The 25,864-nt window shown below is 55.1% G+C and carries 28 protein-coding genes; 3 read left to right on the top strand and 25 right to left on the bottom strand.

Annotation, left to right across the window (positions count from 1 at the left end; translation table 11 throughout):
- Position 1: 1 nt before the first annotated feature.
- The 21 genes from AB8B75_RS14515 to AB8B75_RS14415 all read right to left on the bottom strand — a co-directional run bounded on the left by AB8B75_RS14515 (position 2) and on the right by AB8B75_RS14415 (position 19,632).
- Entirely contained in the window at positions 2 to 439 is a 438-nt protein-coding gene (locus AB8B75_RS14515; protein ID WP_405363296.1) for a GPW/gp25 family protein, read from the bottom strand.
- 1 nt (position 440) lies between these two features.
- Positions 441 to 731 carry a PAAR domain-containing protein gene (locus tag AB8B75_RS14510; RefSeq protein ID WP_405363294.1) on the bottom strand — a complete coding sequence of 97 codons (291 nt, stop codon included), beginning with the start codon at positions 729 to 731 and terminating at the stop codon, positions 441 to 443.
- A gap of 11 nt (positions 732 to 742) precedes the next feature.
- The gene (locus AB8B75_RS14505) at positions 743 to 2,509 is read right to left on the bottom strand and encodes a phage baseplate assembly protein V (protein WP_405363292.1); all 1,767 of its coding nucleotides are present in this window, start codon (positions 2,507 to 2,509) and stop codon (positions 743 to 745) included.
- A 3-nt stretch (positions 2,510 to 2,512) separates the two neighbouring features.
- A complete protein-coding gene (locus AB8B75_RS14500; RefSeq protein WP_405363290.1) occupies positions 2,513 to 3,202 on the bottom strand; it encodes a peptidoglycan-binding protein in 690 nt (229 codons plus the stop codon).
- Between the two features lie 3 nt (positions 3,203 to 3,205).
- Entirely contained in the window at positions 3,206 to 3,379 is a 174-nt protein-coding gene (locus AB8B75_RS14495) for a hypothetical protein (protein ID WP_405363289.1), read from the bottom strand.
- Positions 3,379 to 3,834, bottom strand: coding sequence for a phage tail protein (locus AB8B75_RS14490; protein ID WP_405363288.1), 456 nt, complete (start codon positions 3,832 to 3,834; stop codon positions 3,379 to 3,381). The genes AB8B75_RS14495 and AB8B75_RS14490 overlap by 1 nt, the downstream gene beginning before the upstream one ends.
- Before the next feature lie 4 nt (positions 3,835 to 3,838).
- Entirely contained in the window at positions 3,839 to 4,297 is a 459-nt protein-coding gene (locus tag AB8B75_RS14485) for a phage tail protein (protein ID WP_405363286.1), read from the bottom strand.
- 29 nt (positions 4,298 to 4,326) lie between these two features.
- On the bottom strand, positions 4,327 to 6,501 hold the full coding sequence (locus AB8B75_RS14480) for a cadherin-like domain-containing protein (protein ID WP_405363285.1): 2,175 nt from the start codon (positions 6,499 to 6,501) through the stop codon (positions 4,327 to 4,329).
- 13 nt (positions 6,502 to 6,514) lie between these two features.
- Entirely contained in the window at positions 6,515 to 7,243 is a 729-nt protein-coding gene (locus AB8B75_RS14475) for a hypothetical protein (RefSeq protein WP_405363283.1), read from the bottom strand.
- Entirely contained in the window at positions 7,243 to 7,824 is a 582-nt protein-coding gene (locus AB8B75_RS14470) for a DUF4255 domain-containing protein (protein WP_405363281.1), read from the bottom strand. Before AB8B75_RS14470 ends, AB8B75_RS14475 begins: the two co-directional genes overlap by 1 nt.
- 172 nt (positions 7,825 to 7,996) lie before the next feature.
- On the bottom strand, positions 7,997 to 8,593 hold the full coding sequence (locus AB8B75_RS14465; protein WP_405363279.1) for a hypothetical protein: 597 nt from the start codon (positions 8,591 to 8,593) through the stop codon (positions 7,997 to 7,999).
- Entirely contained in the window at positions 8,590 to 10,281 is a 1,692-nt protein-coding gene (locus tag AB8B75_RS14460) for a transporter substrate-binding domain-containing protein (protein ID WP_405363381.1), read from the bottom strand. The genes AB8B75_RS14465 and AB8B75_RS14460 overlap by 4 nt, the downstream gene beginning before the upstream one ends.
- Entirely contained in the window at positions 10,281 to 11,072 is a 792-nt protein-coding gene (locus AB8B75_RS14455) for a class I SAM-dependent methyltransferase (protein ID WP_405363277.1), read from the bottom strand. The genes AB8B75_RS14460 and AB8B75_RS14455 overlap by 1 nt, the downstream gene beginning before the upstream one ends.
- Positions 11,072 to 12,253 carry a substrate-binding periplasmic protein gene (locus AB8B75_RS14450; RefSeq protein WP_405363276.1) on the bottom strand — a complete coding sequence of 394 codons (1,182 nt, stop codon included), beginning with the start codon at positions 12,251 to 12,253 and terminating at the stop codon, positions 11,072 to 11,074. The genes AB8B75_RS14455 and AB8B75_RS14450 overlap by 1 nt, the downstream gene beginning before the upstream one ends.
- Before the next feature lie 108 nt (positions 12,254 to 12,361).
- The gene (locus tag AB8B75_RS14445; protein ID WP_405363274.1) at positions 12,362 to 12,949 is read right to left on the bottom strand and encodes a DUF4157 domain-containing protein; all 588 of its coding nucleotides are present in this window, start codon (positions 12,947 to 12,949) and stop codon (positions 12,362 to 12,364) included.
- Positions 12,950 to 13,198: 249 nt separating this feature from the next.
- Positions 13,199 to 13,666, bottom strand: a complete 468-nt coding sequence (locus AB8B75_RS14440; protein ID WP_405363272.1) for an Hsp20 family protein — start codon at positions 13,664 to 13,666, stop codon at positions 13,199 to 13,201.
- Between the two features lie 126 nt (positions 13,667 to 13,792).
- Positions 13,793 to 14,629, bottom strand: a complete 837-nt coding sequence (locus AB8B75_RS14435; protein WP_405363271.1) for a trypsin-like serine peptidase — start codon at positions 14,627 to 14,629, stop codon at positions 13,793 to 13,795.
- 3 nt (positions 14,630 to 14,632) lie between these two features.
- Positions 14,633 to 15,454: a trypsin-like serine peptidase gene (locus AB8B75_RS14430; RefSeq protein WP_405363269.1), complete on the bottom strand. Its 822-nt coding sequence runs from the start codon at positions 15,452 to 15,454 to the stop codon at positions 14,633 to 14,635.
- Between the two features lie 148 nt (positions 15,455 to 15,602).
- Complete coding sequence (glcF, locus tag AB8B75_RS14425; RefSeq protein WP_405363268.1) at positions 15,603 to 16,889, bottom strand: glycolate oxidase subunit GlcF; 1,287 nt, start codon at positions 16,887 to 16,889, stop codon at positions 15,603 to 15,605.
- A gap of 103 nt (positions 16,890 to 16,992) precedes the next feature.
- A complete protein-coding gene (locus tag AB8B75_RS14420; protein WP_405363266.1) occupies positions 16,993 to 18,120 on the bottom strand; it encodes an FAD-binding protein in 1,128 nt (375 codons plus the stop codon).
- A gap of 63 nt (positions 18,121 to 18,183) precedes the next feature.
- Positions 18,184 to 19,632, bottom strand: coding sequence for an FAD-linked oxidase C-terminal domain-containing protein (locus AB8B75_RS14415; RefSeq protein ID WP_405363265.1), 1,449 nt, complete (start codon positions 19,630 to 19,632; stop codon positions 18,184 to 18,186).
- Between the two features lie 68 nt (positions 19,633 to 19,700).
- Here AB8B75_RS14415 and AB8B75_RS14410 point away from each other — a divergent pair, with 68 nt between their 5' ends.
- Together AB8B75_RS14410 and AB8B75_RS14405 are read left to right on the top strand one after the other, a co-directional pair.
- Entirely contained in the window at positions 19,701 to 20,405 is a 705-nt protein-coding gene (locus tag AB8B75_RS14410; protein ID WP_405363263.1) for a DUF599 domain-containing protein, read from the top strand.
- Positions 20,406 to 20,446: 41 nt separating this feature from the next.
- Positions 20,447 to 20,797 (top strand): hypothetical protein, encoded by a 351-nt coding sequence (locus AB8B75_RS14405; RefSeq protein ID WP_405363262.1) that lies wholly within the window; start codon positions 20,447 to 20,449, stop codon positions 20,795 to 20,797.
- A gap of 243 nt (positions 20,798 to 21,040) precedes the next feature.
- Here the strand turns inward: AB8B75_RS14405 and rlmH are convergent, their stop codons facing one another.
- From rlmH to AB8B75_RS14385, 4 genes are all read right to left on the bottom strand, one after another.
- Positions 21,041 to 21,511 carry a 23S rRNA (pseudouridine(1915)-N(3))-methyltransferase RlmH gene (rlmH, locus tag AB8B75_RS14400; protein ID WP_405363261.1) on the bottom strand — a complete coding sequence of 157 codons (471 nt, stop codon included), beginning with the start codon at positions 21,509 to 21,511 and terminating at the stop codon, positions 21,041 to 21,043.
- A 24-nt stretch (positions 21,512 to 21,535) separates the two neighbouring features.
- The gene (gene rsfS / locus AB8B75_RS14395; RefSeq protein WP_405363260.1) at positions 21,536 to 21,904 is read right to left on the bottom strand and encodes a ribosome silencing factor; all 369 of its coding nucleotides are present in this window, start codon (positions 21,902 to 21,904) and stop codon (positions 21,536 to 21,538) included.
- A 181-nt stretch (positions 21,905 to 22,085) separates the two neighbouring features.
- Entirely contained in the window at positions 22,086 to 23,411 is a 1,326-nt protein-coding gene (locus tag AB8B75_RS14390) for a mechanosensitive ion channel family protein (protein WP_405363259.1), read from the bottom strand.
- 409 nt (positions 23,412 to 23,820) lie between these two features.
- Entirely contained in the window at positions 23,821 to 24,015 is a 195-nt protein-coding gene (locus tag AB8B75_RS14385) for a hypothetical protein (protein WP_405363258.1), read from the bottom strand.
- Positions 24,016 to 24,301: 286 nt separating this feature from the next.
- Here AB8B75_RS14385 and leuC point away from each other — a divergent pair, with 286 nt between their 5' ends.
- Positions 24,302 to 25,708: a 3-isopropylmalate dehydratase large subunit gene (leuC, locus tag AB8B75_RS14380; RefSeq protein ID WP_405363257.1), complete on the top strand. Its 1,407-nt coding sequence runs from the start codon at positions 24,302 to 24,304 to the stop codon at positions 25,706 to 25,708.
- Positions 25,709 to 25,864: the final 156 nt, after the last annotated feature.

The raw sequence follows: 25,864 nt of genomic DNA, 5'->3' as shown, positions 1-25,864 counted from the left end.
ATCACGATAGAGGTACAGGCATGCCGGAAACCAGCGTGCCTTCGTTTATGTAGTAAGGAAAGACCATGTTGTGACGCGTGTTCGTCTGATTGACCGTGTAGGCCAGCTCAATCCTCAGAACACCGCCGGTCCAGTCGCGGGTTGTCACTGCGACGGATTTTAAAGTGATGCGCGGTTCAAAAAACAAGATCGCCTGGGTGATCGCAACCCGAATGGCCGCCCTGGTTTCTCCGTTCATCGGTTCAAAAACCAGATCGTGCAATTTGCAGCCATAGGTCGGATGCATCACGCGCTCGCCTGGGCGGGTTTCCAACAAGACGCGCAGGCTTTCAACAATATCCTCTTCGCCTTGCGACAGGTATGCCTGCCCTGTGTGACCATCAAAGCGCGGCGGGAAAGACCAACCACGACCCAGGAAGGAGGGATCATTCTGCTTCATCTTATCCGCCGATCACCACGGTCGGTGCACCGAGCACGATCGACCCGCCGTGAGACGTGGTATCCCCCATGCGGGCAGCGGGTTTGCCCCCGATCATCACAGTGGCCGAACCTTTGACAATCGTCGCAGGCGGACCAACACATGTGCAATTGTCGCCGACCACGGCAGCTGGCATGCTTGCGATCAAAACCGTCGCTTCGCCTGGGCCAATGATCGGTCCGCCCACATGGGGGACAATACCGGTGATCATAGGGCAGGTTTGCATGTCGGTTAGTCTGGCGGCGGGTGGCATGGCTTTTCCTCCTAGTTGATCATCACAATGGCGCCTTTGACGACAGCCTGACCGCTGGAAGAGAATTCTGCTCCTGCGTTGCCCATTGCCTTCAACTGCGTATTCGCTGTCAGATTGACATTCATCCCTTCGAGACTCGCGTCCCCTGTGGCCTTCATTGAAATATTCCCTGTGGCCGTCAGGTTAATGTCGCCGGGACTATCAAGGGTGATACCGCTTTCGGCCATCTCCATTGAATTGCCGGTGCTGTCGGTGATGGTGATGGTTTTCGCGTCATCATCCAACACCAGGCTATGCCCTCCCGGGGTTTCGACCGTAAGGATTTTCTTTTCGTCTTCAAACTCGATTTTCATCAGTGATTTGCTGACGATACCTTTGAAAGTGTTAGGTTCGTCCGGGGCATAGGGTTGCGCGTTCGATCCGTTGTGCAGCGATCCAAGGATCACTGGCGCATTGGGGTCAGCGTTCAGAAAGGCCACAACCACTTCGTCGTCTATTTCAGGCATGAACTGGATGCCAGCCTGCGCCGTTGAATAGGGCGCTGCGAACCGCGCCCAGACTAATGTGTCCTCTTCGCCGAACAACGGCAGGTTCACTTGGACGCGCAACCGACTGTCTGGGTCTTCCACAATCTTGGTGACCTTACCGATCTGCAAACCGCGGATCGGGGCAGTGAGACCGGCGGCTTCGGCCCCCCCTGGTTCAGGATTGTCTGTACGCCACCTGTCCGGCAAGCCCATGATCACCTCGGTGGTCCACTCGCCGCCTTCGATGCTGTGCTCGACGCCGCCAATATAGGCATTGCCGCCAAAGCGCTCCCCCACACCAGTTAACTCGATCACGGTGTTGGGCAGCGGCAGTGCACTGCCCACGAATGAGCAACGTCCCTGTAAAGCCGATAATGAAGACCGCATTTTGCGCGCCGTGACCATGACCCCGATGTCGGCGGGCTCAATGATGTCGGGCGTCGCAAAAATATGCTCCGGCCCGCCGATCACATCGGAGAGTTTTTTGTCTGTGAGATCCCCCCAAGTCAAATCTGGCGGGGCGTCGTTTTTGCTGGAAACTGTAGCTTGCGCGGTAGCATCCCACGCGATGCCAGAAGCCCCACCAATCAAACCACTTGTATCTGCCGCCGCATCGAAAGAGATGATATCAACACCCAAGGTCAGCGTCAGAACCGCGGCACTGCTGGTGTCGGGCGCATCCGCCTTAACCGTACCGCCGTCTGTCACCAGCACATAGCCATTGCGATCCGCGAGCAGGCGCAAAAAATCCCAATCCGTCGTGTTATGCTGTAGTTGGTCCTGGACGCTCATCTGGGTGGCCGTGATATCCGCAGTTAGCCCCGCACCTTCGATGATCTGGCTCATCGCGTCGCTGTCTTTTTGTTGAGTGAATTGCGCTGTCTTTTTGACGACGTTCAAAACTGTGGCCTTGTCACGGCAAGTCAGGATCAGCTGCGGCGGCGTTACCCCTCGGATGCGCATTCTTTTGGCGTAGATGACGCCCTTGAAAAGCTCCCCCGCTTCCCCTGATCCATAAAATGCGGAGACCTCAATCTCATTTCCCAAATCGAAGAACGACCCGTCGATATCGTCAAACTCGTTCTCTGCCACAGAGCCCGTTTCTATGGTCACGACGGCCTCCGGGATGCGGCCAATTTGCTTGTAAACTTTGACAGACGCGATCATCAGCGTATCTGCTGCGGGGCTGCCATTTACCTTGAGGCTCACCCCAACTGGACCATCGGTATCTTTTGTCGGACTATCAGCCATGCTTCACCTCACTGGCGGAAAACGCAAAAGCGTATTTGGCGTCAGCGTGCGAAAACTATCAAGGTTATTGAGGCGGGCCACTTCCAGATATCGTGTCGCGTCACTGTAGATCTTCTGACACAGCAACGGCAATGTGTCGCCCTGCCGAACACGCACCATATGGGTCATGTCAGGCGATGATCGCCCCGCCTCACGCGCTTCTTGGGCTTCCGTAATAGCCTCAACAAAAGCCAGCGTAATTTTGGCGCGCAGCGCAGCTCCTTCCGGGTGAAATAGTGTATAATCAACTGAAAAACTGGTAAGACGCCCGAAAAAAGCCTCCAGTCCATCGCCCCAAACCACTTTAACCGGATTTGGTTCGTGGGTTTCCCCATCGTAGTCATAGGCAATGTCGCGCAGTTTGGTGATTTGCTCCGCCACGGTGACGTCGCGCGTGTCTGCCACGACGCCCGTGCCATCCAATGTGATGGAGAAGTCGAGCTTTTCCGGCTCGGTACTGGCGAACTTGGTGATCGCCGCTGACTTGCCAATGGCGCCAGCACCGCCCGCCGGCGATGTGCCGGCATATTTCAGACCCATTTTATGGGTATATTTCTCCGGATTGATTGTTGCTTCAAAAATATTGTCCTCACCGGATTGCTCTTCAATCCGATCATTATTGATCTTGCAGCGAATGATCTTCAGCTTGGCCACGCTCTACCTGTCCCGCGCGCGGCGTTCCGCCTCGTCCATCATGTCACGCATCTCTTCCAATATTGTGCTGCGCAGGATCAACATCTGCTCTTCCAGGTCCTGTGCGCTGATGCCTACCTTGTCCGCAGGTTGGCCAAAGGTACCGCGCACAACAAGACTGCCGATTTCAACTGCCATCACATCATCCGCTTCAACGTTGTGTAAGAAAATTCGATTGTTTCAATCGCGAGTTCGTTCTTCATCGCGTCCAGATTGCTCACCGACCACTTGATCGGATAGGCGTTTCCAATCGACCATGTGGCCACCGGAATGCGATTTTCATTCAACAATGAAACCACCAGATCTTTGGGCACAATGGCTTCGGAGAAATCCCCCTCCAGCGTTGACTTACACCATAGGACCAAACCACTGGCCATTGTCGTGACGGCGCGTTTCAGTACCAAATTGGGATGTTTCACCGACTTGGGCAATTGATGCACAAAACGGTTTTCGCCACCTTCAACCAAGGGCTCAAGATCGATTGAGCTTTCAAGGCCGGAGACCTCCTGGAACGCCATGTCGGGCACAGGCGGGAGTAAGCCCACAAATGACACCGAGAAATGAAACGCTACAGGAGGGTCCATCAAGTTCATGAGATTATGCGTTCTCGATCACGAAGCCTTCGTGCGCAATCTCGATGCTCTCTACAGCCACCTCGTTGCCTTCTGCCTTGAGATCCGTGCCCGTGACCTTGACTGGAAACGCGTTTTGCACTTTCCAAACCATGGTCGGCGCCTGTGCCTCATCTAACAATGAAATCGTCAGCGCCTTGCGTTTGATCGTGTTCATCTTAATCTCAGCAAACCAATCCCAAATGGCATTGTCCTTGACAAAAACGCCTTTCTTCATCGTGATGTTGCCCGTCTTCAGCATGCCAGGCATCTTGATCGTGGAAAACACCGGGTTGTTGCCAGCGCGGTATTCCAGTGGCTGGGTTTCTATATCCAGGCCGGACACCTCTTGGAATGCCAATTCCGTGTCGTCCCATTTGACTTGAAAGTGGAACTTCGGGAGGGGCCAGACCGCCTGCGTTTGCGCGGAACCATCATCTGCCATATCTGTCGTCCTTTATATGATGTCGTCTATTACGATTTCTGCATTTGCTGCTGGAAGGTGACTTCGATGAATTCCGCAGGGCGCGTCACGGCCACCAAAACGGTGATCCGCAAAATGCCTTCGAGAATATCAACCGGGGTCATTGTTTCGCCGAGCCCCACATGAACACTGAAGGCATCCGTGGGAACGGCACCTGCCAGACCGCCCGCTTTCCAGACTGATGTCAGGAAATTTTCAATCATCGAGCGCATGGTCACCCATGTCTGGGCGTTGTTGGGCTCAAACACATAGGCCTTGGAGGCAAGCCGGATGGATTCCTCGATCATGATCATGGTCCGGCGCACATTGATATAGCGCCAGTCGAGACTGTTACCATCCAGCGTACGCGCGCCCCAGACCAATGTACCCTCGCCCACAAATGGCCGGATCGCGTTGATCGATTTGCCCGTTGTCGAGACGTTGAGATTTTCCTGCTCTTCGTGGTTGATGTTGACCTTGGGTGCAACCACCGAGTTCACGGATACATTCGCTGGCGCTTTCCAGACACCTCGATTGGCGTCAACGGCAGTGTATATCCCGGCCATCGCCGCCGCGGGCGGCATACCGTTCATATAGGCAGTGATTTCGTTCATCACATCCGAATAGAGCGGCACTGTGGCCCGCAGAGTTTTGTCGATTGTCGCCGCCGAAGGATTATCAAACACAGGTCCGGTCACTGGACCATCCATCAACACACGCAACAAGGCAGGAGCGGTTTCGACTCCGTCACCGCCGACGATCGTATAACTGACCACGGCCTCAGGACCCGCGAATTCAGGATCGGGTTTGAAGGTCACCTTTCCAGCATTGCCGACCGTCCAGTCGCCCACGCCTTTTTGTGACTTCGCCTTGCCATCTGCATCATCAGAATCGATGAGTTTAACCGTGGCTTTATCCGCTTCCGGATGATCTGCAGGCACGTTGATCTCCACGGCGGTGCCTGCCTCGACGGCGCTCGGATCGAGCAAACCGCCGACAACCTCGACGTCAATGGTCTTGGCATCCGTGGCAATACCGTTCTTGTCAGTGACAATCAGATCGAATTTACCTTTGTTGCCGCTCTTGGCCGCATGCACATAGGAAACCTTGCCGGCTTTCAGATCGGCCTGTGTGAAAGTGGTCGCATCCGCTCCATCAACCTGCAATGCGCCCGCCATATCATCGGTGCCGCCATCAAGCTGATAGACCAGATCTTCATCGCCTGTATCATCGTCGGTCGATACGACATCTTTTTCTGTGACTGCTATCGTCCCACCGCGTGTGACCGAAAGGGTGAAATCGCCAGCCAAAACGGGTGCACCCACCCGGTCAATCTCTGGCGAAATTTCCGGATCACGTTTGACGCTCCGCTTCATCAATCCGATCAACATCTTCCGGCTCTTGGGATCGATGTTTTCAAAGTTGAAATCGCGCGACTGGAAAATGGACGTGTCCACCCATGGATAATAGGCGGTGCCGAAATCCAGATCATTGATGCCGATGTCATTTCGGAATGTCGCAACCGGGTTGCCCAATGGGTCCGCCTGCGCCAGATGGCCGCCGGAGATATCGAGAATGGCAAAGCGGTTTTTCATATCCGATCCGCAGTGCTTGAGCATGGCCTGTTGCACTTTGACCGCGTTCTGCCGCACCATCCGGGTGGTTTCCGGGATCACGAGCATAGTGGGTTCGGGTTCTTTTTTCAGCAGAGAAATACCAGCCATGATTTTATTGGCATCGATCTCGTCATCGGCGTAGGTGCCCACTGAAACGATGTAGCAAGCCCCGCCACCATTTTGGAAGAACAACCGCATCGCTCCATAGAGCGCATAGGCTTTGTTGGACTGGACCAGTTCATATGCTTCAGAACCCTGAGGCCCTTGTGTGGTAAATTTGGCGCGCGGCAGGGCAGCGGGTTTGGCTGCCCCTTCGGCAGACAGAGGCGAGACGTCATCAAATTCAGCCCAAGGGACGATTTCAAACTTCGGATCGGGCGCAAAGCCGAAATAGCTGTGGAATTCCGACATCGACGTGATGCGCCAAGGCGTGTTGGACAACGATACGTTGCCGTTCATCGCTTTCTCGGTATAGCCAACAAAGGCCGGAACGGCGGTTGCAACCTGCACAACCGAATTGGGGAATGCGTTTTTCTCAACGATGTAAACGCCCGGCGTCTTCATGGCCATCTTCGGATCTCCTTCACCATAGTGAGACGTAAATGTCTGATTGCAGGCGTGCAGCGACGCCTGGCTGTTGGTCGATCGGTTTGAACGAAATCCCCGCTGCGGGAAGGACTGGTACAAGTGTTTCAGGCCCGAACGCACTGGGCCGTTGTAAAGCAAATTTCTGATCAGGACGCGCCTGGGCAGGCAAAGGGTCGTCGGACCGAATTACGAGCGCCTGCCGGCCATCCGGCAAGGTCACGGCACCTTGGGATGAAAACGTGGTTTGCGCCTTGGGATCCACAACCTCGAGATCATCGGAGCTTTGCGCCCCGGTAACGTGATAGGCCCAGAGCGCTTCAACCGTGCTAAAATGCAGATGACAGCTGCGCGCCTGATCTTCGTAGATCGCAATGTTGAGGCGTGCGAGGCATTTGGCCGACGATTGCGGCAGTATTGCTTGCGCCTGCGCAGGGTCAAATTCAAAGATCTCTGTTGCAACATCAAAAACCAGTATATTGCCCCAATCGGCGCCCTTGGTGACAACAAACCCTTCCGGTGACGATACCAGCACGTCTAAAGCGAGCACCTCGGGAACGGTGTCCGCATCGTCCGCCAGAACCACAGTACCAATTGAATTGTTGCGCAGCAGCAGTCCGGTCTTTTTGAATGCAGACGCATCAGTGGGAGCCACCCGAAGCGGCATCGCGGCCGATCCATAGTAGTCATGTGAAAGTGTCAGCGTCAGAACTTGTCGATATGCCATCAGGACGCCACCTCGCCCGGCAGCACCGATTGACCCGGTCGGGTGACCAGTGGCACAACCTCGGAAACAGCAGACGCATCGATAATGACTGATCGCATTTTGAACATTATGGATGGTACATAGCGCCCACCGAGATTACCCCACATCTGGCTCATTTCCTCGACTTTCAGGTTCGCAATGTCGAGGCTCAGTTGGGTTAAACCTGCCGGCATGTCCGGCGTATTGCGCGGCGTCAAAACTGAGTTCGCTTGAAAAAATGTTAGCGCAGCAGAAATCAGCTTAAGCCCCTCTGCATAGGTATCCGCGTCATAGGCCGATGCCAACATGAAATAGATATCAAGATGGATGGGCTGCGCTTGCACAACCTGCGCCGATCTTCGACTAACGCCAGCGGACCGGTTGCTTGTGTCCTGCGCGATATTGGTCAGAAACATCACCAGCCGATTGCGCGCGTCGGCCGTTGGTTTGCCTTCTGCGTCGATCAATGGCGACAAGCTCACCAGTTCGTCTTGCACACCATAGCGTGCTGCCAAATGACTGTTCAGCCGCTGAGCGACAAGGGCCAACGCCAAATCAATCACGAGGCGTGGCTCCGTTGCGATGCGTAAAGTATGAGGTGTCAGGTCTAGATACGCCGACCGACATCAATACCTCCTAATTTCAAGATTAATCTGCTTGGCGATGATGAGGTGATTCAAAAAATCAACTCATGAGTGTGCAATCTTTTGGTGAAATTGGTTAACAAAACCCTACTTATGCTCGAACTAATTGCTTGCTTAGTCCACTTACCACCAATCCCGTTACAATGAACCAAGACGCAACGTAGGAATAAGTCACCAGCAAGAAGGCAGGGTTGTTACTGCTGGCGATCACAATATTGGCACGTCCTACAATTTCGTCTGCACCTATCACCGAGGCTGTTGCAGAGGCCATGATGATGATCAGGAAGTACTGCACCCAGGCCACAACGAATGTTTCGCGCGCCCCTTTTAGCCCGGTCGCCTTTTGCCTGAAGTAGCCTACTGTTTGATCCGAAGTGAATCCGATGACAGGAAAGGTAAGCGCCAGAGTGGCTTTGAACCACAATGGCAGCTTGTAGATCTCATCGCCCAGTTCGATCTCAGAGGGTAACATAAAGGCCATGTAAAACATCAGAACGAAGCTGGGAACATTGCGGCAGACATCCGTGGCCAGTCGCGCAGGCTTACCCGCAATACCGCCCCGTGCGCGGATCAAGCCAATAACCAAGCCCGCCAGCGTACCCAGTGTCATCGATAAGCCCGAAATCACCAGGTTCATTGCAAAACCACCGGCCAAGTAGGGCGTGCGCTGCATCAAAATGTCGATCATGCGCCCATTTCCTGCGTCACCGGGCGGCCGGTGGGTTTATGCAACAGAGCACTTTTGATCCCACGAAAGACCCAAAGCACTGTCATTACAAAGCAGAAATAGAGCACCAGCAACCCATTCATGAGCACAGTAGCATCGCCTCCTTCGGTAATGATCAAATTGACTGTGGCGATCAATTCAGTGAGCGCAATCGCACTGGCCATGCCCGCCGCTTTGACAATATTCACGCAGGTCGCAACCAACCCGTCATAGCTCCGGACTAATGCCAGAGGTAGCGCTTGGATCCAGCCTATGTTTGTTTGAGAGGCGCGCACTTGCATCAGTCCGTGCGTGACCAGCACTGCATTTGTGGCACCCGCATAGAAGGAAAAGATCAGGACAGCCGTCACAAAGGCGCCCGGCGTGATATGGCCAGCATGGCTCATCAGCCCTCCAAGCCCGAAGAACACGATGTAAAGCTGTAGAATCGGAGGGGTCATGCGCGCCAGTGTGATGACAGCGAGCACGGGGATCCTGAAAATACCCGCCCATGCTCCCGCTGCCTTCAGACTTGCATTGATCAGCCCCAGAGTGATCCCGATGGTCAACGCGCCCAAAATGGCGCAAAGACTCAAAGCAAGTGTCATACCAAGCCCGCGCGCAAGCCTTGCGCGATCATAGGCATCAAAAAACACCGACAGATCCCAGCCGGTAGCACTTTCGATAGCCTTCGCCCAATCAGGCTCATCGACAGGCGGCGCGCCAGTGCGCAGCACATCCGTTGTGACACAATTGGCATTGTACTGACCTGTGGACGGGTCTCGCTTACAATAATATCCGCCTGCGCCTTGCCGAGACCAGATGTCCTGGGCGGAAGTCAGATAAGGGTTCGGCAACAGACCCCATTTGTCCTGTAGCTCCAGAAATTTCCCACTCGCATGCCACTCCGCAATAAGATCTGAAACAAATCGCCCCCAATGCGCGTCTTCTTCCCCTTGGGCCACCGCAACGGCCCAGGGCGCTGTCAGGATGGAAGGAAGCGAAACTGCGAACTCCGACGTGTTGATGTCAGCGGCAAGGCTGACAAGGGCCACATCATCGAAAGCCCATCCGACACAAGCGTCCTGCCTGAGCGCCAAAAGCGCATCCCTTGGACTTGGGTAATACTGTGCGGAAACGAGGTACGTATCATCCAGGATACGGTTGTAGTACGCCCCTTTCACCAGACACACAGGCCGACCACGCAATTGCCCCCAATCGGAATAAGGCAAGTTCCTGGGTCCAAAAAGCGCAACGCCGCTGGCATAGTAGTTCGGCTGAATTAGCCCGGCCTGTCCGCGCCGTTCGGCAGTATCACCCATCGTGGCGATCACCAGATCTACCTGACCTTGATTGACCCGGCCTAAGCGATTGCTGGAGGATACGGGCACCAACACCAGATCAACACCCAAGCGATCCGCAAGGGCCTTGGCCATATCCGGCTCAAACCCAACGATACTGTCGTCAGAAGGGTCGCGAAATCCCATGGGCGGATAGTCGTCTTTGACACCTACAATCAATGTTCCACGGCGCAGGATGTGTTCCAGCCGTCCACTTGGGTTCTCCGGTATCTCCGCCTGACGCTCCGACCGGGGCACGGGGGGTGTTTGTGATGCCACCGGCTGCCCAAAGCAAAGCAGCACCATCAGGCATAGACGCAGGGCTTGCATCACACCGGCGCCGCCTCGGCAAAGATGCCATAGCCCCAACGAGCCGGACAAAGTGGCGTAATGACGCCATCGACCCGGCGCGCCAATCCGTTGTTCAGCAACCAGCTTTCAGGCAGAACACTTTCTGCATTCAGACGTCGTAGTTCAAACCCGGCCGCTGCCAATTCCCTGCGCAAGCGTGCAGGATCGAACAGCTGGTAGGGCAAGACCACGCGCGTGCCCTCCATGTGCCGTTCATACCGTATTGCGCCCATGGCATCTGGTCCGGCGTTCTTTTGCTCGGTGTAAAAACGCCGAGCCAGATTCGGCACAGAGATCAGCAAACGCCCTGTTCTTGGCTTCAGCGCGCGGTGCATTTGGAGCAGCGCCTCGTGGCGCATCTTCGCATCTTCTATGTGACCCAGAACGCCAAAGAGGCAAAGCATGACATCTGCACGACCATTCTTTTCAATGTAACCCTGCACTGCATCTGGTCGGGGTCCGAGGACGGCCAGATCATCCCAACCGCTTTGGCTGGCCCGTTGCTTAAGCAACTCGATGGCTGCGGCGCTGATGTCAAAACCCGCAGCGCGATCAACCCTGCCTTGCAGACGCATCAGGTACCTACCGCTGCCACAGCCAAAATCGATCAGATGTGCTTCTGGTGTAATGGTCTCGCAGATGCGTCGCCATGTTGTTTCATTCGGACTGGGATAGCGCCGGTCATAGTGACCAGACGAAAAATATGCCTGATAGGAGGAGGCAATAGTGGAGTGTCCGATGGCGTTTTGCTCTACTTCTTGATCCAGCATCAGTTGGGTGCCACTGTGCCAACGCCCAAATAGGCTTCAACCCGCTTGCGCCATTTGGGGTCGCGCATCAACTCAATCATGGCTTTGTCGACACCCCGCCGTAAGTCGCTGCGGTCACGCGATATTCCCCAACCGTAAGGTTCATTGCGGTAGACTTTCGATTCTACGGAAATGCGGTTCACATATTGACTGAGCCGCGACAAATAGGTGAGCGCCACCCAATCTCCCAACACCGCATCAACTTCGCCCTTGTCCAAACCCTCAACGGCTTCGGCCCAGGATGCATATACCAGGCAATTGTCGATATCGCGCGCCACTGACGCTGCAGCACATACCGCATGCGTTTTGTTGACCTCGGGCTTTGGGTATTGCGCGATCAGAAATGCCTGTGCGGTTGAGCCTTCCAAGGTCGCAACCCGCATATCCGGCAGGCGAGCCGCAGGTGTTGCGCCATAGCCGCCGATCGAGCCCACAAAAGCAGTTGTCAGAACACCCAGGATCGTAGCTGACAGCACAGTTCCCAAAAGCGCCATAAAGATTTCGAGCATACGGCCCCACCGGGTGCGGAATTTTTCTGACAACCCTTTTAACCCAACCGTGCGCACCAGTGCATCGACCATACTGTCGAACCAATGACCAATCCCGTTGTCAATTTCTTGCTCTGAGGAACCGGCTCGCAAGGCTGCTCGGATCAATACCGCAAGAACCAAGTTTATAGCTAGAAAGGCCAGAATGGCGCGTATGACCCCCGGCTGCGAGATCGTTTGCATAATGACACCTGTCGCCGCCGCGAAATCAATGGCGCTCGACGTCCGATGCGCTAACGTCAGACCTGATTGTAGGTATTGTTGTGAAAAATCAAATTCTTGCATGCGTTGTGCTGTGATCGTCAGCGGCGATATCACGACGTCAACGTCGCCATTTGCCAAAGCTCTGAGGTGATCGTCGATGCCGTCGCACATGATGATGTTGCTCTTGACCATCAATCCGTTCGCGATCAATTCGTGTTCGATAGAGGTCCAGATATCGACGGCAAACCCTTCGACCAGGCCGCTGTCGCTGCGTGCTGTGAAGGGTGGGGCGTCCCGGATGGCCACAACCACGTCTGCTTTGCCTGTGCCAGTCGACGTCGCGCGGCAAGAAGCTAATGCAGCCTGTGATGACAGCAATACCAGAAGCATAACAACAGTAGCCCAATGCATCGCCGAAAGGCTTATTCTGACAGCTGGCTGGTGTATCGACATAGCGCGGTCAAAGTCCGTTGCGGCAACCTGGGTCGAATTGAATGCTCATTCCTGAACCAGTGCGTTTCCCGCTTGCACTGCCTTCGCGCCCATTCGGTCTGCCTCGCTTTCCAAGCCGACATCATCATTGATCTGTTGCCCAGCCATTTGCATGGTGGGTTGCACACGTCCTTGCGCCTGTTGCGCGACATGCCAGGCTTCATGCGGCAAATGCTTCTCTTGACCGGGACCAAGGTGAATGGACTGACCTTGCGCGTAGGCGTGCGCCTGCAACTGTGCTGGCTTGGCAGAATTATAGTGTACCTGAACAGAGCTCATATCGACGCCCGACAAGGTTTCGACCCCGGCTTTCAGGTTGGATGGTAGTCCATTTGCTGCGCCAGTATCCGTTTGCAGTTGCACGGGGTCAACGGCCAACGCGGACCCGGATGCCTTGCCCTGCAGCAATTCTTCTTCCTCCATGCGTTGCACAGGCTCTGCGGCGCGCTGAAGTGTTGAAAGTTGATTAGGGATGGGGCTGTGATCTGCCTGGCTTTGGAGCGAGGTCAGATTTGATCCACTCACGGACTGACTTGCCGAGGCGGCCGTTACCAGCGATTTTCCAGGCCGCTCAGAAGAAAAAATATGTGCCATCGCTTTTCCTTTTTGTACGACCTAAACGCGAAGTTTTGGACCATGACCCGTCAATCAAACAAGATGCAGGAAGATCCGTGGTGTTCCGCATTTGCCAGGTCCCAACTCATTGAAGAGAACCTGTCCAATACCCAATCGACAGATATGGGGCCTAGGTTAACAATCTCTAAACGGGAAATTTCAGCAACAAACACAACAGGCCCAAACCAAAGGTTCGGGCCTGTCTAAAATCAAAGGTGGTTTACAAGATCAGTTGACGGAATTCGTGTCTACGACGTCTTTTTGAATCTGTTTGGTCGAAGAAATCGAAATCTGGCGTGGTTTCAGTGCGTCGGGCACTTCCCGCATCAAATCAATATTCAACATGCCGTCCACATGCGCCGCACCGGTGACCTGAACATGATCCGCCAGATGGAAACGACGTTCAAAAGCACGCGTCGCAATGCCACGGTGTAGATAGTTGCGCGCCGTGTCGTCTTCGGCCTTGTTGGCGGAAACGATCAACGCGTTCTGGCGCACCTCGACGGAGAGGTCCGCATCGGAAAATCCAGCAACTGCAATGGAAATGCGATATGCATCATCGTCCAGCTTTTCTATATTGTAAGGCGGATAGGCGGGCTGAGTGCCCTCTGTTGTCAGCACGCGGTCCATCAGATCCGCTATCTGATCAAAACCGACAGTAGCGCGGTAAAGCGGTGCAAAATCATAAGTACGCATAGTGTTATCCTCTTTTTGAGCGATCACGCGTCAGCGGCTCCGTTTGGACACACGCCGACAATGGGTTATACCGGAACCCTCATAAGGCACCCCGGCATACTCGATGTAAGGACAGATTTTCGGCGTTCAAGACCCACCGGCGCTAACAAATTTCACCCCGCCTGAAGCCAGTTCAACTGCTTGCACCTCGCCTGGTTTGATCCGGCGTGCACTTGCGACTGGCTGCGATGCATTGACCCGCATTTGTTTTTTGAGTTCTGCGACAAGTTTCGGCAAAACCATTCCATAGCTGGTATCCTTGCCGCGAAACTTGCCAATGCTTGAGATCAAAGAAACGATCTGACCTCGCCCATTTTTATGGTTGAAAACCGGTGCGCCAGAGGATCCGAAGGTCACATCGCAATCCATCAAAACCACATCGCGGTATTCATCGAACATGCGGCATGCGCTCTGACGGGAGGCGAATTCTGCGCGCCCACGCCCATAGGAAACAACACTCACCGGGCCATGAGTCATTTCAGATCCGTGTACTACAAACGGGCTGAGCACATGAGTCGGGATCGGCTCCGCAAGCCGCAACAGGGCGACATCGTGGCGCACATTCTGCACGGTCGTTCCCAGGGAGTGGTCATAGCCTGGATGAACTTCGACCTGCGCCACTTTGCGTTCAGCAACCGAGGTCCCCTTCCGAAGTCCCGCCTTGAACGTCAAAGCGCCCCCTTTCATGACCTTCTTGGTCTGCTTTGAAAACACGCAATGCGCGGCGGTCAGTACCAGTTCCGGCGAAATCAACGTGGCCGTGCAAAATCCGTTCATTTGAGCGTCAAGCCGGCCAACGGCCTGCCACGCCAATGCCTCGTTTTGAGTGTCTAAACCATTGAGTGTTGCATTCGACTGTGCCAGCCCGGTGTCAGGCATGCTCAATCCACAAACGGCCAGCAAAGAAAAGAGAACACGTTTCATGGCTCAGTTCCCGGGCTTGATGAATTTTGCGCCGGAGGTGGCCCGCCCCTCACCCACGCGCAGGCGGTCGGAGATCCGGGGGCTGCGTTGGTAGACACCTTTTCCTGCCACGAGTTCAGCGCGCAGATAGTCCAGAGGTGGACCCAAGGCAGTGCCTAGGGAGACATTGGTGCCCTCGATTTCTGCCTTGGCTGAAACCACAGAGACGATCCGCGCCTTGCCGTTCACGTAGATGAAAATGGGGGCGCCTGAGGAACCGAAATCCACGGCGCAGGACGTTACCAACACGCCTCTTTTCCGCGACAGAACGGTACAGAGTTCCTGCAAGGACGGCGCTTGAGCGCGGTTGTGTGCGTAGCTTACGACACCAACCTGATCCCCTGTTTTCGGCCGGGGGGCGGTATCAAAGGGCTCAATCGTGGTATTGCGGATCGGGCGAGCCAATTTCAAAATGGCGATATCATTCCGCACCCGTGTAGAGGATACTTTTCCTGCATATACATAGTCAGGATGCACAACCGCGCGGCTTACGAGGCGATAGGCCGAGGCGCGGCCATTGCGCCAACCTGCGAGAAATTCAACCGTCTCGTGGTCGATCCGCGCGCCTGTGGTTTTGTCAAAAAGACAATGCGCCGCGGTCAGGACGAGATCAGGGCTGATCAGCGCGCCGGTACAAAAGCCTTTACCGCCCAGATCCAAACGGCCGACGGCTTCCCATGGCCGCGCATTTACACCATCTTCTAATGACTGAAGGCGACCCGGTTGGGCCAGTGCTGCCGATGTTACAGCGGCGGTCAGGAGAGCAGAAAGAATCCACTGTTTCACTTGATCTTCCCTCGAGTTGATGGCTCGAAGGTGTCAGTCAGGTGCGGCGGAAGTGGGCCTCTATAAGGTCAATTAACGTTCTTTTTAGAGTTTGTTTACCGGCAAAAAAGCCGCAAAAAAGTGGCCATTCATGGCCGAGGTGCCACAATCACCCCTCCAAAGCGGCGGGTTTCGGCCCGCCAGTGGCCCAGTCCAAGAGCTCAACAGTATGCACAATTGGAACAGTGCTCCCGGATCCGATCTGCATCATGCAGCCAATGTTACCGGCTGCAATGATGTCCGGGTTCTTGGCCTGCAGAGTGCGCACTTTACGATCTTTCAGCTTTTTGGAGATCTCGGGCTGCATGAGATTGTAGGTACCCGCTGAACCACAACACAGATGCGGGTCAGAGGGTTCAACCACCGTATACCCCGCCCGCTTCAACAGATCCTTTGGATATGTCTTGATCTGCTGGCCGTGTTGCAGCGAACATGCCGCGTGATAGGCCACCACCGTGTTGCGCGTGTCACCTTCAGGCAAATCCAGCTGCATCAAGACTTCGGAGATGTCCATTGCCAGAGACGAAACACGCTTGGCATTCGCAGCGATCGGTTCATTGCGAAACATATGGCCGTAGTCCTTTACCGTTGTACCGCATCCGCTGGTGTTGATCACAATGGCATCCAATCCATCGCCATCCATCTCACGCGACCATGCCTGTATGTTTCGCGCCGCCGTTGCGTGGCTTTCGCTGGTTTTGCCCATATGGTGGGTGAGCGCTCCGCAACAGCCCGCGCCATCCGCAACGACTACTTCACAGCCCAGCCGTTTCAGTAAGCGAATGGTGGCATCGTTGATATCTGTATTCAACGCGCGTTGGGCGCAACCGGTCATCAAGGCAACCCGTTTTTTGCGCGGGCCCTCGGGTGCAAAACTCTGTGGGTCATCGTTTCGGCTGACAGGCGGGATTTTCTTGGGTGCCATCTCCAACATCGCGCGTAACCGCGCGTCCGGCATGAACCGGGCAAAGGGGCGTCCCAATTTAGCGCCTGCGAGCGCCAATCTGAAGCGCATCGGATAAGGCAGGATACGTGCAAGGACCCATCGCAACGCCCGATCGCTAAAGGGTCGTTTGTAGCGCTCTTCAATGTATTCGCGCGCGTGATCGACCAAATGCATATAGTGCACGCCTGAGGGGCAGGTGGTCATACAGGCCAGACAGCTGAGACACCGATCAATGTGTTTGACCGTTTTCTCATCCGGATCACGGTCATTCTCCAGCATATCCTTGATCAGGTATATCCGGCCTCTGGGACTGTCGAGTTCGTCCCCCAGTACTTGGTAAGTCGGACAGGTTGCAGTGCAAAAACCGCAATGCACGCAGGTGCGCAAAATCTCGTTGCTGCGTTCAATACCCGGATCTTTGAGTTGCTCAGGAGAAAAAGTCGTTTGCATTTACGTTGGACCTATCAATGAATTTGCGAGAATGCCCTCTAGCCAAGTGACAGGGACGTCGCAGCCGAAAGACCTGCCGGACAAGCTCCGCGCGCCAGACATGTCAAACGCTTGCCATCAGGTTCGCGTTCAATATGCCACGCGGATCAAACCGCGCGCGCAGACCGGCGGCAATTTTGGCGACACCCGGCTTTTGAGGATGGAATGTGGGCAGCACGGCGCGCGTTTCATCCGATGCGCGCACCAGGGTCGCATGTCCATCGAATTCACCAAGGTTCGTCCGCAAATCCCCACCCGGTGGCATCCGCACCCAGATCAGCCCTCCGGCCCAGTCGAAGTACCAGCCCACCGCACCCGACCGCGCCATCAACATAGGCGCATCCGATGGTTTGCAGGAAATGCGCCAGATATCCTCTGGAACGTCCTTCCAAAGCTCAGCATCCCGCACGCTACGCCACACCCACTCGGTCAGGGCTGCATCGCCGATGGTGACATCTGTGCATATCGGGCTCAGCAGTTCTTTGAGCCGTTCAAGTCTGTAGCTCACTGAAGTTTCAAAACCTTCGACACGCAAAGCCGTGACAGCACCATCCTCCATAATCTGGGCACAATGCGCAGCACCGCTGACCTCATAGGGGGACCCCATGGCAGCAGACATTGCGCGCACGGATTGTGCGTCATCAAGACCGCGCAACAGCAAGGTGCCCTGGGTTTCCGGTGTCGGCAGTACTTTCAATGCTACTTCGGTGAGCACGCCAAGTGTCCCAAACGCGCCACTCATGAGCTTGACCAAATCATATCCTGTCACGTTCTTCATGACGCGCCCGCCGTTTTTGACAATGGCGCCCGAACCATCGACATACCGTACGCCCAGCGCATAGTCGCGCGCCGCGCCGCCCTGTATCCGTCTCGGTCCGCTGACATTGGCAGCAATCACGCCACCGATCGTTGGTTCACCAACAGTACCCATCAAAACGCGGTGATCCATCGGCTCAAAGGCCAACCGCTGGTTTTCAGCGGCCAGAGCCGCGTTGATTTCAGATAGAGGGGTGCCGGCTTTTGCAACGATGGTCAATGCACCGGGTTCATATAGCGAAATGCCAGAAATGCCACTGACCGATAGGGTGTCGCCCTCGATCATCATGCCACGCGTTCCGCCCCCTTTGATCGCGAGCGGTGCCTGAGCCCCCTTGATGGTCTCAGCCAAGGCTTCTTCGGTGTCAGGTGTCATAGAGGTTAAGTTCCAGAATATTAGGTCTAATCGTTGCAGCGCAACAAGTGTCGGCCGGTTGAGCTATTCTGCTGCCAGAGCCACAGAACGACGGGATTCCGATACAGTAAGCGGAAATACTTTCGCCGGATTGAGCAACCACTGCGGGTCAAAGACATCCTTTACCGCCATCTGAGCTTCAAGATCTGCTGGCGCGTATTGGTAGGTCATCAGATCGCGTTTTTCGATGCCGACACCATGCTCCCCTGTCAGGCAGCCGCCCGCTTCGACACAAAGCTTCAAGACCTCCGCGCCGAAAGCTTCGCAAAGCTCCAGATCGCCAGGCTTGTTGGCGTCAAACAGGATGAGCGGGTGCATGTTTCCATCACCAGCATGAAACACATTACCGACCTGCAAGCCGTACTCCTTGGACATCTCGCCGATCCGGCGTAGCACGAAAGGCAGCGAGCTCACGGGAATGGTGCCATCCAGACACATGTAATCATTGATCTGTCCGATTGCACCAAAAGCTGATTTCCGACCCAACCAGATCAGGGCGCTTTCCTCAGCCGATTTGCTTTCACGCAGTTCAACCGGGTTATGCCGACGCGCAATGTCCATGATAAGAGACAATTGGTGATCAATCTCGGCATCTGAACCTTCGACCTCAACAATCAGCAGAGCTTCACACAGAGGGTAGCCTGCATGGGCGAAATTTTCGCAGGTTTCGATGCACAGACGGTCCATGAATTCGATGGCAACGGGCAGGACACCAGCCTTGATGATGTCGCTGACGCAGGCGCCTGCCACTTCGCTGTCGTCAAAACCCATCAGAACCGGTCGCGCCCCTTCCGGTTTGGCCAAAATGCGTAAGGCGGCCTCCGTTACCACACCAAGCTGACCCTCTGACCCACACACAAGACCCAGGAGATCCAGCCCCCCGCTGTCCATATACGCGCCGCCAATCTCGACCACCTCACCGTCCATCATCACCATGGTCAAGCCTAACAGGTTGTTGGTCGTCACGCCGTACTTCAGACAATGCGCGCCACCGGAATTCATCGCGATGTTCCCCGCAATCGCGCAGGCCAATTGGCTGGAAGGATCAGGTGCATAGAAAAATCCGTTTTCCTCGACAGCCCCGGTCACACTGAGATTGGTGCGGCCGGTCTGAACCCGGATGACGCGAAGGTCATAATCCGTCTCAAGCACGTCATTCATACGCGCCACACCCAAAATCACACAATCAGCCGTTGGCAACGCGCCACCGGCCAGCGAAGTGCCTGACCCGCGCGGGACAACCGGAACGCCTTCCTGATGGCAAATCCGCAAAACGTCCGAGACCTGCTGTGTCGTTGACGGTAGCACCGCCACCATGGGCGGGCATTTATAGGCGGTCAGCGCATCGCACTCATAGGCACGGGTTTCCGCCGTATCGTGGATGACCGCATCCTCCGGCAACACGGAGAGCAATCGCGCCACAACGCGGTCTTTGCGGGCAAGCACGCTCTTGTCCGGTGTAGGCATTTGCATGGGCATTCCTCCATTTGGTAAAATAATATTACCAATTTCACCCATTGGCAAGCTTTATCGGAGATGCGATGCGTCACGTCATGACGCTTGTAGATCGCATCGCCCTTTTCGAACCCTTGGACTTTTGCGCCCTTGGCCTGCTGTTTTTCCTTTGGATTGCCGTTGGGTTTCGGGTCGAACACCCGTCGGCCAAGCATGTTTCCACGTCAATGCTGATGGCGGGATACCGGCAGGAATGGATGCGCCAAATGGTAACCCGCGAACCGCGTATCTTTGACGCACATGTCCTGGGCACGTTGCGACAGGGCACAGCGTTTTTCGCCTCTACTTCTGTGATCGCGATTGGTGGCACGCTTGCCGTTATTGGCAATGCAGAGCGACTGGCAGGCGTCGCCTCGGATATTACGTTGACGGATCATCCAACCATCGTGTGGGAATTGAAATTGATGGTGTTGACGCTTTTTCTCACCAACGCCTTTCTAAAATTCGTTTGGGCCAATAGGCTCTTTGGTTATTGCTCGGTGCTGATGGGCGCTGTGCCCAATGACCCAAACCACGCTGATGCATATGTCCAGGCCGAAAAAGCAGCCCAGATCAACATCACCGGCGCCAAAAGCTTTAATCGCGGGCTCAGATCGCTCTATTTTGCGCTGGCAGCGGCGGCATGGCTTGCCGGACCCGTCGCGCTGATGTTTGCATCCATCTGCACGGTGGTCGTCATCTGGCGCAGAGAATTCGCATCTTACTCTCGTAAAATTTTGTTGGCTACCTAAGTACATCAAGTTGAATTGGTAATGTTTTGGTTGGACTTAAAATGAAACACGCACTTTTGGCTTTGCTTCTGACTGCTCTGCCGGCCCTTGCGGAACCGCCTCAGGTTGATGCCGTAAAAGTCAGGAAATCCGGTGACGCTTGGCGTTTTGACGTGACAATTTCCCACCCTGACACTGGCTGGGATCACTATGCCGATGCTTGGCGTGTCTTGGACATGGATGGCAATCAAATCGCCATCCGTGAATTGGCCCATCCGCATGTTCAAGAACAACCCTTCACGCGATCACTTTCCGGCGTCCGTATTCCTGAAGGCACCACGCAAGTTCAAATACAGGCACGAGACCTGCCAGGCGGTTGGAACCCCGAAACAAAGATCGTCAACCTGCGCTGACCGGATCCGCCGCGGTTGTCCAGATGTTCAACAATACACCTATTTCTGATCAATCCACAGGCCAGATTCTTTTCAGTGCCGCGCAAAATCTATTCAAAACGAACGGTTTGGCAACACAACCAAGCCGTTTTGGCGGTGCTGCAATAATCGTGAAAGCACCTGTTGTGAACCAGATTTCAGAAAGGACCCGGGCTCCCGCAAGGTAAGCTGGCTCCACATGTCACCTGCCCAAAAGGGATATTTTCAATCCCGATGGTAAGGTGCACCCGCTAGTATTGACGCGGCACGATAGAGTTGCTCGGCCAGCATCACGCGCACGAGCATATGCGGCCAGACCATCTTGCCAAACGACAGTGAGAAGTCAGCCTGCCTTCGCAATTCAGCCGCAATCCCATCAGCACCGCCTATGACAAAGGCCAGATCACTGCGCCCGGCGTCTCGCCATTCCGCCATCCGCGCCGCAAAACCGGGTGAACTGTCAATTCGGCCGCGCTCGTCAAGAGCCACGAAAAAAGCCCTGTCGGGGATTGCCCGGCGCAACAGCTCCGCTTCGGCCTCCCTACCCGCAGATTTACGATCATCTACTTCAATAACCCGCGCAGGTCCCAGGTTCAGGCCCCGGCCCATACGGTCAAACCGCGTCACATAGTCGTCGATGATTTCTTTTTGCGGCCCCGCCCGCAGGCGACCGACCGCAATAATATGCACGCGCATGATCAGGCAACCACCCCGAGGGGGTCAGTTGGTCGCCGTCTCCGTACCGGCCATGGGCTGCCACATCTTTTCAAGCTGATAGAATTCGCGCACTTCCGGACGGAAAACATGCACGATCACATCGCCTGTATCGATCAGAACCCAGTCACCTGTATCTTTGCCTTCCATCTTCGCGGTGCGTCCAAAGGCGTCTTTGACCGTCTGGGCGAGTTTTTCAGAGATCGAAGAAACCTGACGGGTCGAACGGCCCGAACAAATGACCATATAGTCACCGATTTCAGTTTTACCGCGCAGATCAATCTGCACGATGTCTTCGGCCTTGCTGTCGGAAAGAGATGAAAGAATAGTCGCCAGGAGCGCATCGCTGGTGGCTGTATCGGCCACAGTCATCATTACTGTGTGCCTGTTTTGAGCAGCATCCGCTGCTTCAGCATGGATTGACAGGACATTGTCCTCCTTAGAACGCGCCGCCAGACCCCCGACGCTGGGATACCTTAGGGTAACAACTGCATCGCAACAATTCAATGACGGGGTTGCAGAAGTGTTAACGCCACATCCTTCAAAAGCTGAAATCTTAGGCGTCGCCCAACATCCGCACTTCACGCTGAGGGAACGGGATCGATATGTCATTGGCCTCAAAGGTGTCCCAAAGCGCAAGATAGACGTCCCCACGGATGTTCGTCAGCCCCCCTGTCGGGTCACCGATCCAGAACCGCAGAATGTAATCCACAGAACTGTCGCCGAAGCCAACGATATGACACACTGGCAACTTCGGATGCGCCAAAACCCGCCTGACACTGGTTGCGGCCTCAATGGCCAGCCTACGAACCTGATGCGGGTCGCAGCCGTAAGAGGTGCCAAAATAGATATCCAGCCGCACATATTGGTCCGAATGCGACCAGTTCACAACTTGGCCGGTGATCAAATCCTCATTTGGGATCAGGTATTCCCGGCCATCACGGGTGACAACGCTGACGTAACGGGCGCCCAACGCATTGATCCAGCCAAAAGTTTCGCCCAGCGAAATCACATCGCCGGGCTTGATGGACTTATCCAGCAGAATAATAACCCCGGACACCAGATTGGAGACAACTTTTTGGAGCCCGAAGCCCAAACCCACACCAATGGCGCCGGACAAGACGGCCAATCCCGTCAGATCAATTCCAATGGCTTTGATCCCAATGAAAAACGCACACCCGTAAAGGATGATTTGAACCGCTTTGACCGCCAACACCTGCATGGAGGGGCTAATGTCTTCGTTCATTCGAATTCTCGCGGAAACGGTCGTGCTCAGCAATCGCGCGCCGGTAAAAAGCAAGCCGATCACTACTGCCGCGACGAGAAGGGCAAACATGGATATGCGGAACTCGCCGATTTCCAAGGCCAGCCCATCCAGAAAACTCGACACTTCGTCGCCGACGCCGGCGAATTGGAGCGTTACGTAGACCCACAGTCCCCAGACCACGATCCGCCGCAGGAACCGGTTGCGCACAAGGCGCCCGGCATAGGCGATCATCACCCAGGTCGCTACAAGTGCCGCGACACCTCCTATCAGATAGGACCGAGATGGCCAGGTGAGGCTCTGCATAACCAGATAGACCGTGTAGGCCATGATCGAAAACAGGATCAGCCCCATACGCCGCTTGATCTGAATGATCATTCGTAGTTGCCACTTCGACCAGCCTTCAACTGCCCGTACGCGGGTCTCAATCGCCCGAGTGGTCACACCGTGCAGCACATAGGCCAGAACGGCCAAAAACAAAAGGATCAACGCCTGGTTCTGCCGCCAGCCCGGTTCAATCAGATCTGCTGCAAACAGGGAAATTAGGTTCCAAATCTCATCCGCGGACATAAGAACATGGCCCAGGGGTTCTTCGAAATTTGCAATCGGATCCGCCATACGCGAAGCCTTGCATAGTGGATTGGGATCAACAACCCACTGGACCCTGCAGCAATTGGCGGCCCGCGTGTAGACTCGGACGAGTCAACACTGCCGAGCCGAAGCTGATAGCGGAGCCTGGGCTCGTCCGCGACCAGACCCGAGTCAAAGGAACTGAAACTCGCTGTAAACGAATTGCAATCAAAGCTTAGCAACGGTTCAAAGAACGCGCTCGCCGGCGGTTGACCACTAGCGGTATCTCCGAAGAACTCATCGATGTCGCTGCCCAAGCGGTCAAAAGTAACGCCTGAGATGGTCTTGATGGATGTACCGTTGAAAAAATCCAGGTCCGACAGGATATACTCCACACCGAGCATGTCATCTACACCCCCGGAAAAGCTAACATCGACGCTTGTTGCACTGACCCATTCTACATCAACGGACGCACCGCCGATATCAGCTGACAAATCTGTACCAGTTTGGAAGCCTTTCCTGTTGCCCTGCCAAGTGCGCCGCCATTTTGGAGCTCAAACCCAAATTCATCTAATGTGACCACGCCAGCCTGACTTGCAGCAGCGCAAGCCAGAAAGACCGCCGAAGCGGCGCAGGTTGAGAAAAATTTCATGATTACGTACCTCCCCCAAGGTATAAAAAACCAATCAACATATTATGCGTTTCTGTAACGCTGTATTGCGAGACACGAGTCAGCGGTCTTGGTCGCTGCACCGCGCCGTGGTCTTGCGAGAGATCGACCTGCAGTGTATCAGCGGTAGCATGAAACGGATTTTTGACATCATGGACCGTGCGCGTCTACGCGAACGCTTTTTCGGAGCGACCCATACCGCGCTTGCGCGACTATAAACGCTCAAACTCCACCAACTGCTCATTTTCACATTACGGGAGAGGACCACATGTCCCCCAAAACGCTCTATGACAAAATCTGGGACGCCCATGTCGCCCATGAAGCCGAGGATGGCACCTGCCTTCTTTACATCGACCGCCATCTTGTACACGAAGTGACATCTCCGCAGGCTTTTGAAGGACTGCGCATGACCGGTCGTACCGTACGCGCACCGGAAAAGACCATTGCCGTACCGGATCACAACGTGCCCACCACGCTGGATCGCGCCAATGCCGCCACAATGACCGAAGATAGCCGCGTTCAGGTCGAAGCGCTCGACACCAACGCCAAGGAGTTTGGCATACATTATTACCCGGTAACGGACGTACGCCAAGGTATCGTGCACATTGTCGGCCCCGAACAGGGTTGGACGCTGCCCGGTATGACGGTTGTCTGCGGTGATAGCCATACGGCGACACATGGCGCGTTTGGCGCTTTGGCCCATGGAATCGGCACTTCGGAAGTCGAGCATGTTTTGGCCACGCAAACGTTAATCCAGAAAAAGTCTAAGAACATGAAGGTCGAGATCACCGGCAAATTGCGACCAGGTGTCACGGCAAAGGATATCACATTGTCCGTCATCGGGGCCACGGGCACGGCAGGCGGCACAGGGTATGTGATCGAATATTGTGGTGAAGCGATCCGCGATCTTTCCATGGAAGGGCGCATGACTGTCTGTAACATGGCCATCGAGGGTGGCGCACGTGCAGGGCTGATTGCGCCTGATGAAAAGACCTTTGAATACTGTCAAGGACGGCCCCATGCCCCCAACGGCGCACAGTGGGAAACCGCACTCACATGGTGGAAAACACTTTACTCAGATGACGATGCGGATTGGGATCTGGTTGTCACGCTGAAAGGCGAAGACATCGCGCCCGTGGTCACCTGGGGCACCTCGCCAGAAGACGTTTTGCCCATTACGGCGACCGTTCCAGCAGCAGATGATTTTGAAGGCAGAAAAGTTGGCGCGGCCCAACGGTCCTTGGACTACATGGGGCTGACACCCGGCACGCCACTGTCGCAGGTTGAAATCGACACGGTGTTTATCGGATCGTGCACGAATGGCAGGATCGAAGATTTGCGCGCTGCGGCAGCGATCCTGAAGGGTAAGAAAAAGAAAGACGGCCTTCGGGCCATGGTCGTGCCGGGTTCCGGACTGGTGCGCGCGCAGGCCGAAGAAGAAGGCCTTGCGGACATCTTCAAGGAGGCTGGCTTCGAGTGGCGCCTTGCCGGGTGTTCCATGTGCCTGGCAATGAACCCCGATCAATTGGCGCCGGGCGAGCGCTGTGCCGCCACGTCCAACCGCAACTTCGAGGGGCGCCAGGGTCGCGGCGGACGCACACACCTGATGTCGCCTGCAATGGCGGCCGCGGCCGCGATCACCGGCAAACTGACGGATGTGCGCGAGATGATGTGAGAAGCAGGAATGAACGATCTGTTTGAATGGAGCATCGACAGCATTGGTGCAATTGTCTCGTATGACGAGAATTTAATGCGCGTGACTGGTCAATTTCAGTTGGCCAAAAGGGGCGGCTTTCATACGACGCTCATTCAATGTGAAAACACTGCACAT

The organism is Roseobacter sp. (assembly GCF_045106495.1).
Lineage (GTDB): Bacteria > Pseudomonadota > Alphaproteobacteria > Rhodobacterales > Rhodobacteraceae > Roseobacter.
Note: the sequence above shows the minus strand (reverse complement) of the source record. Positions and strands in the feature narration are given on the sequence as shown.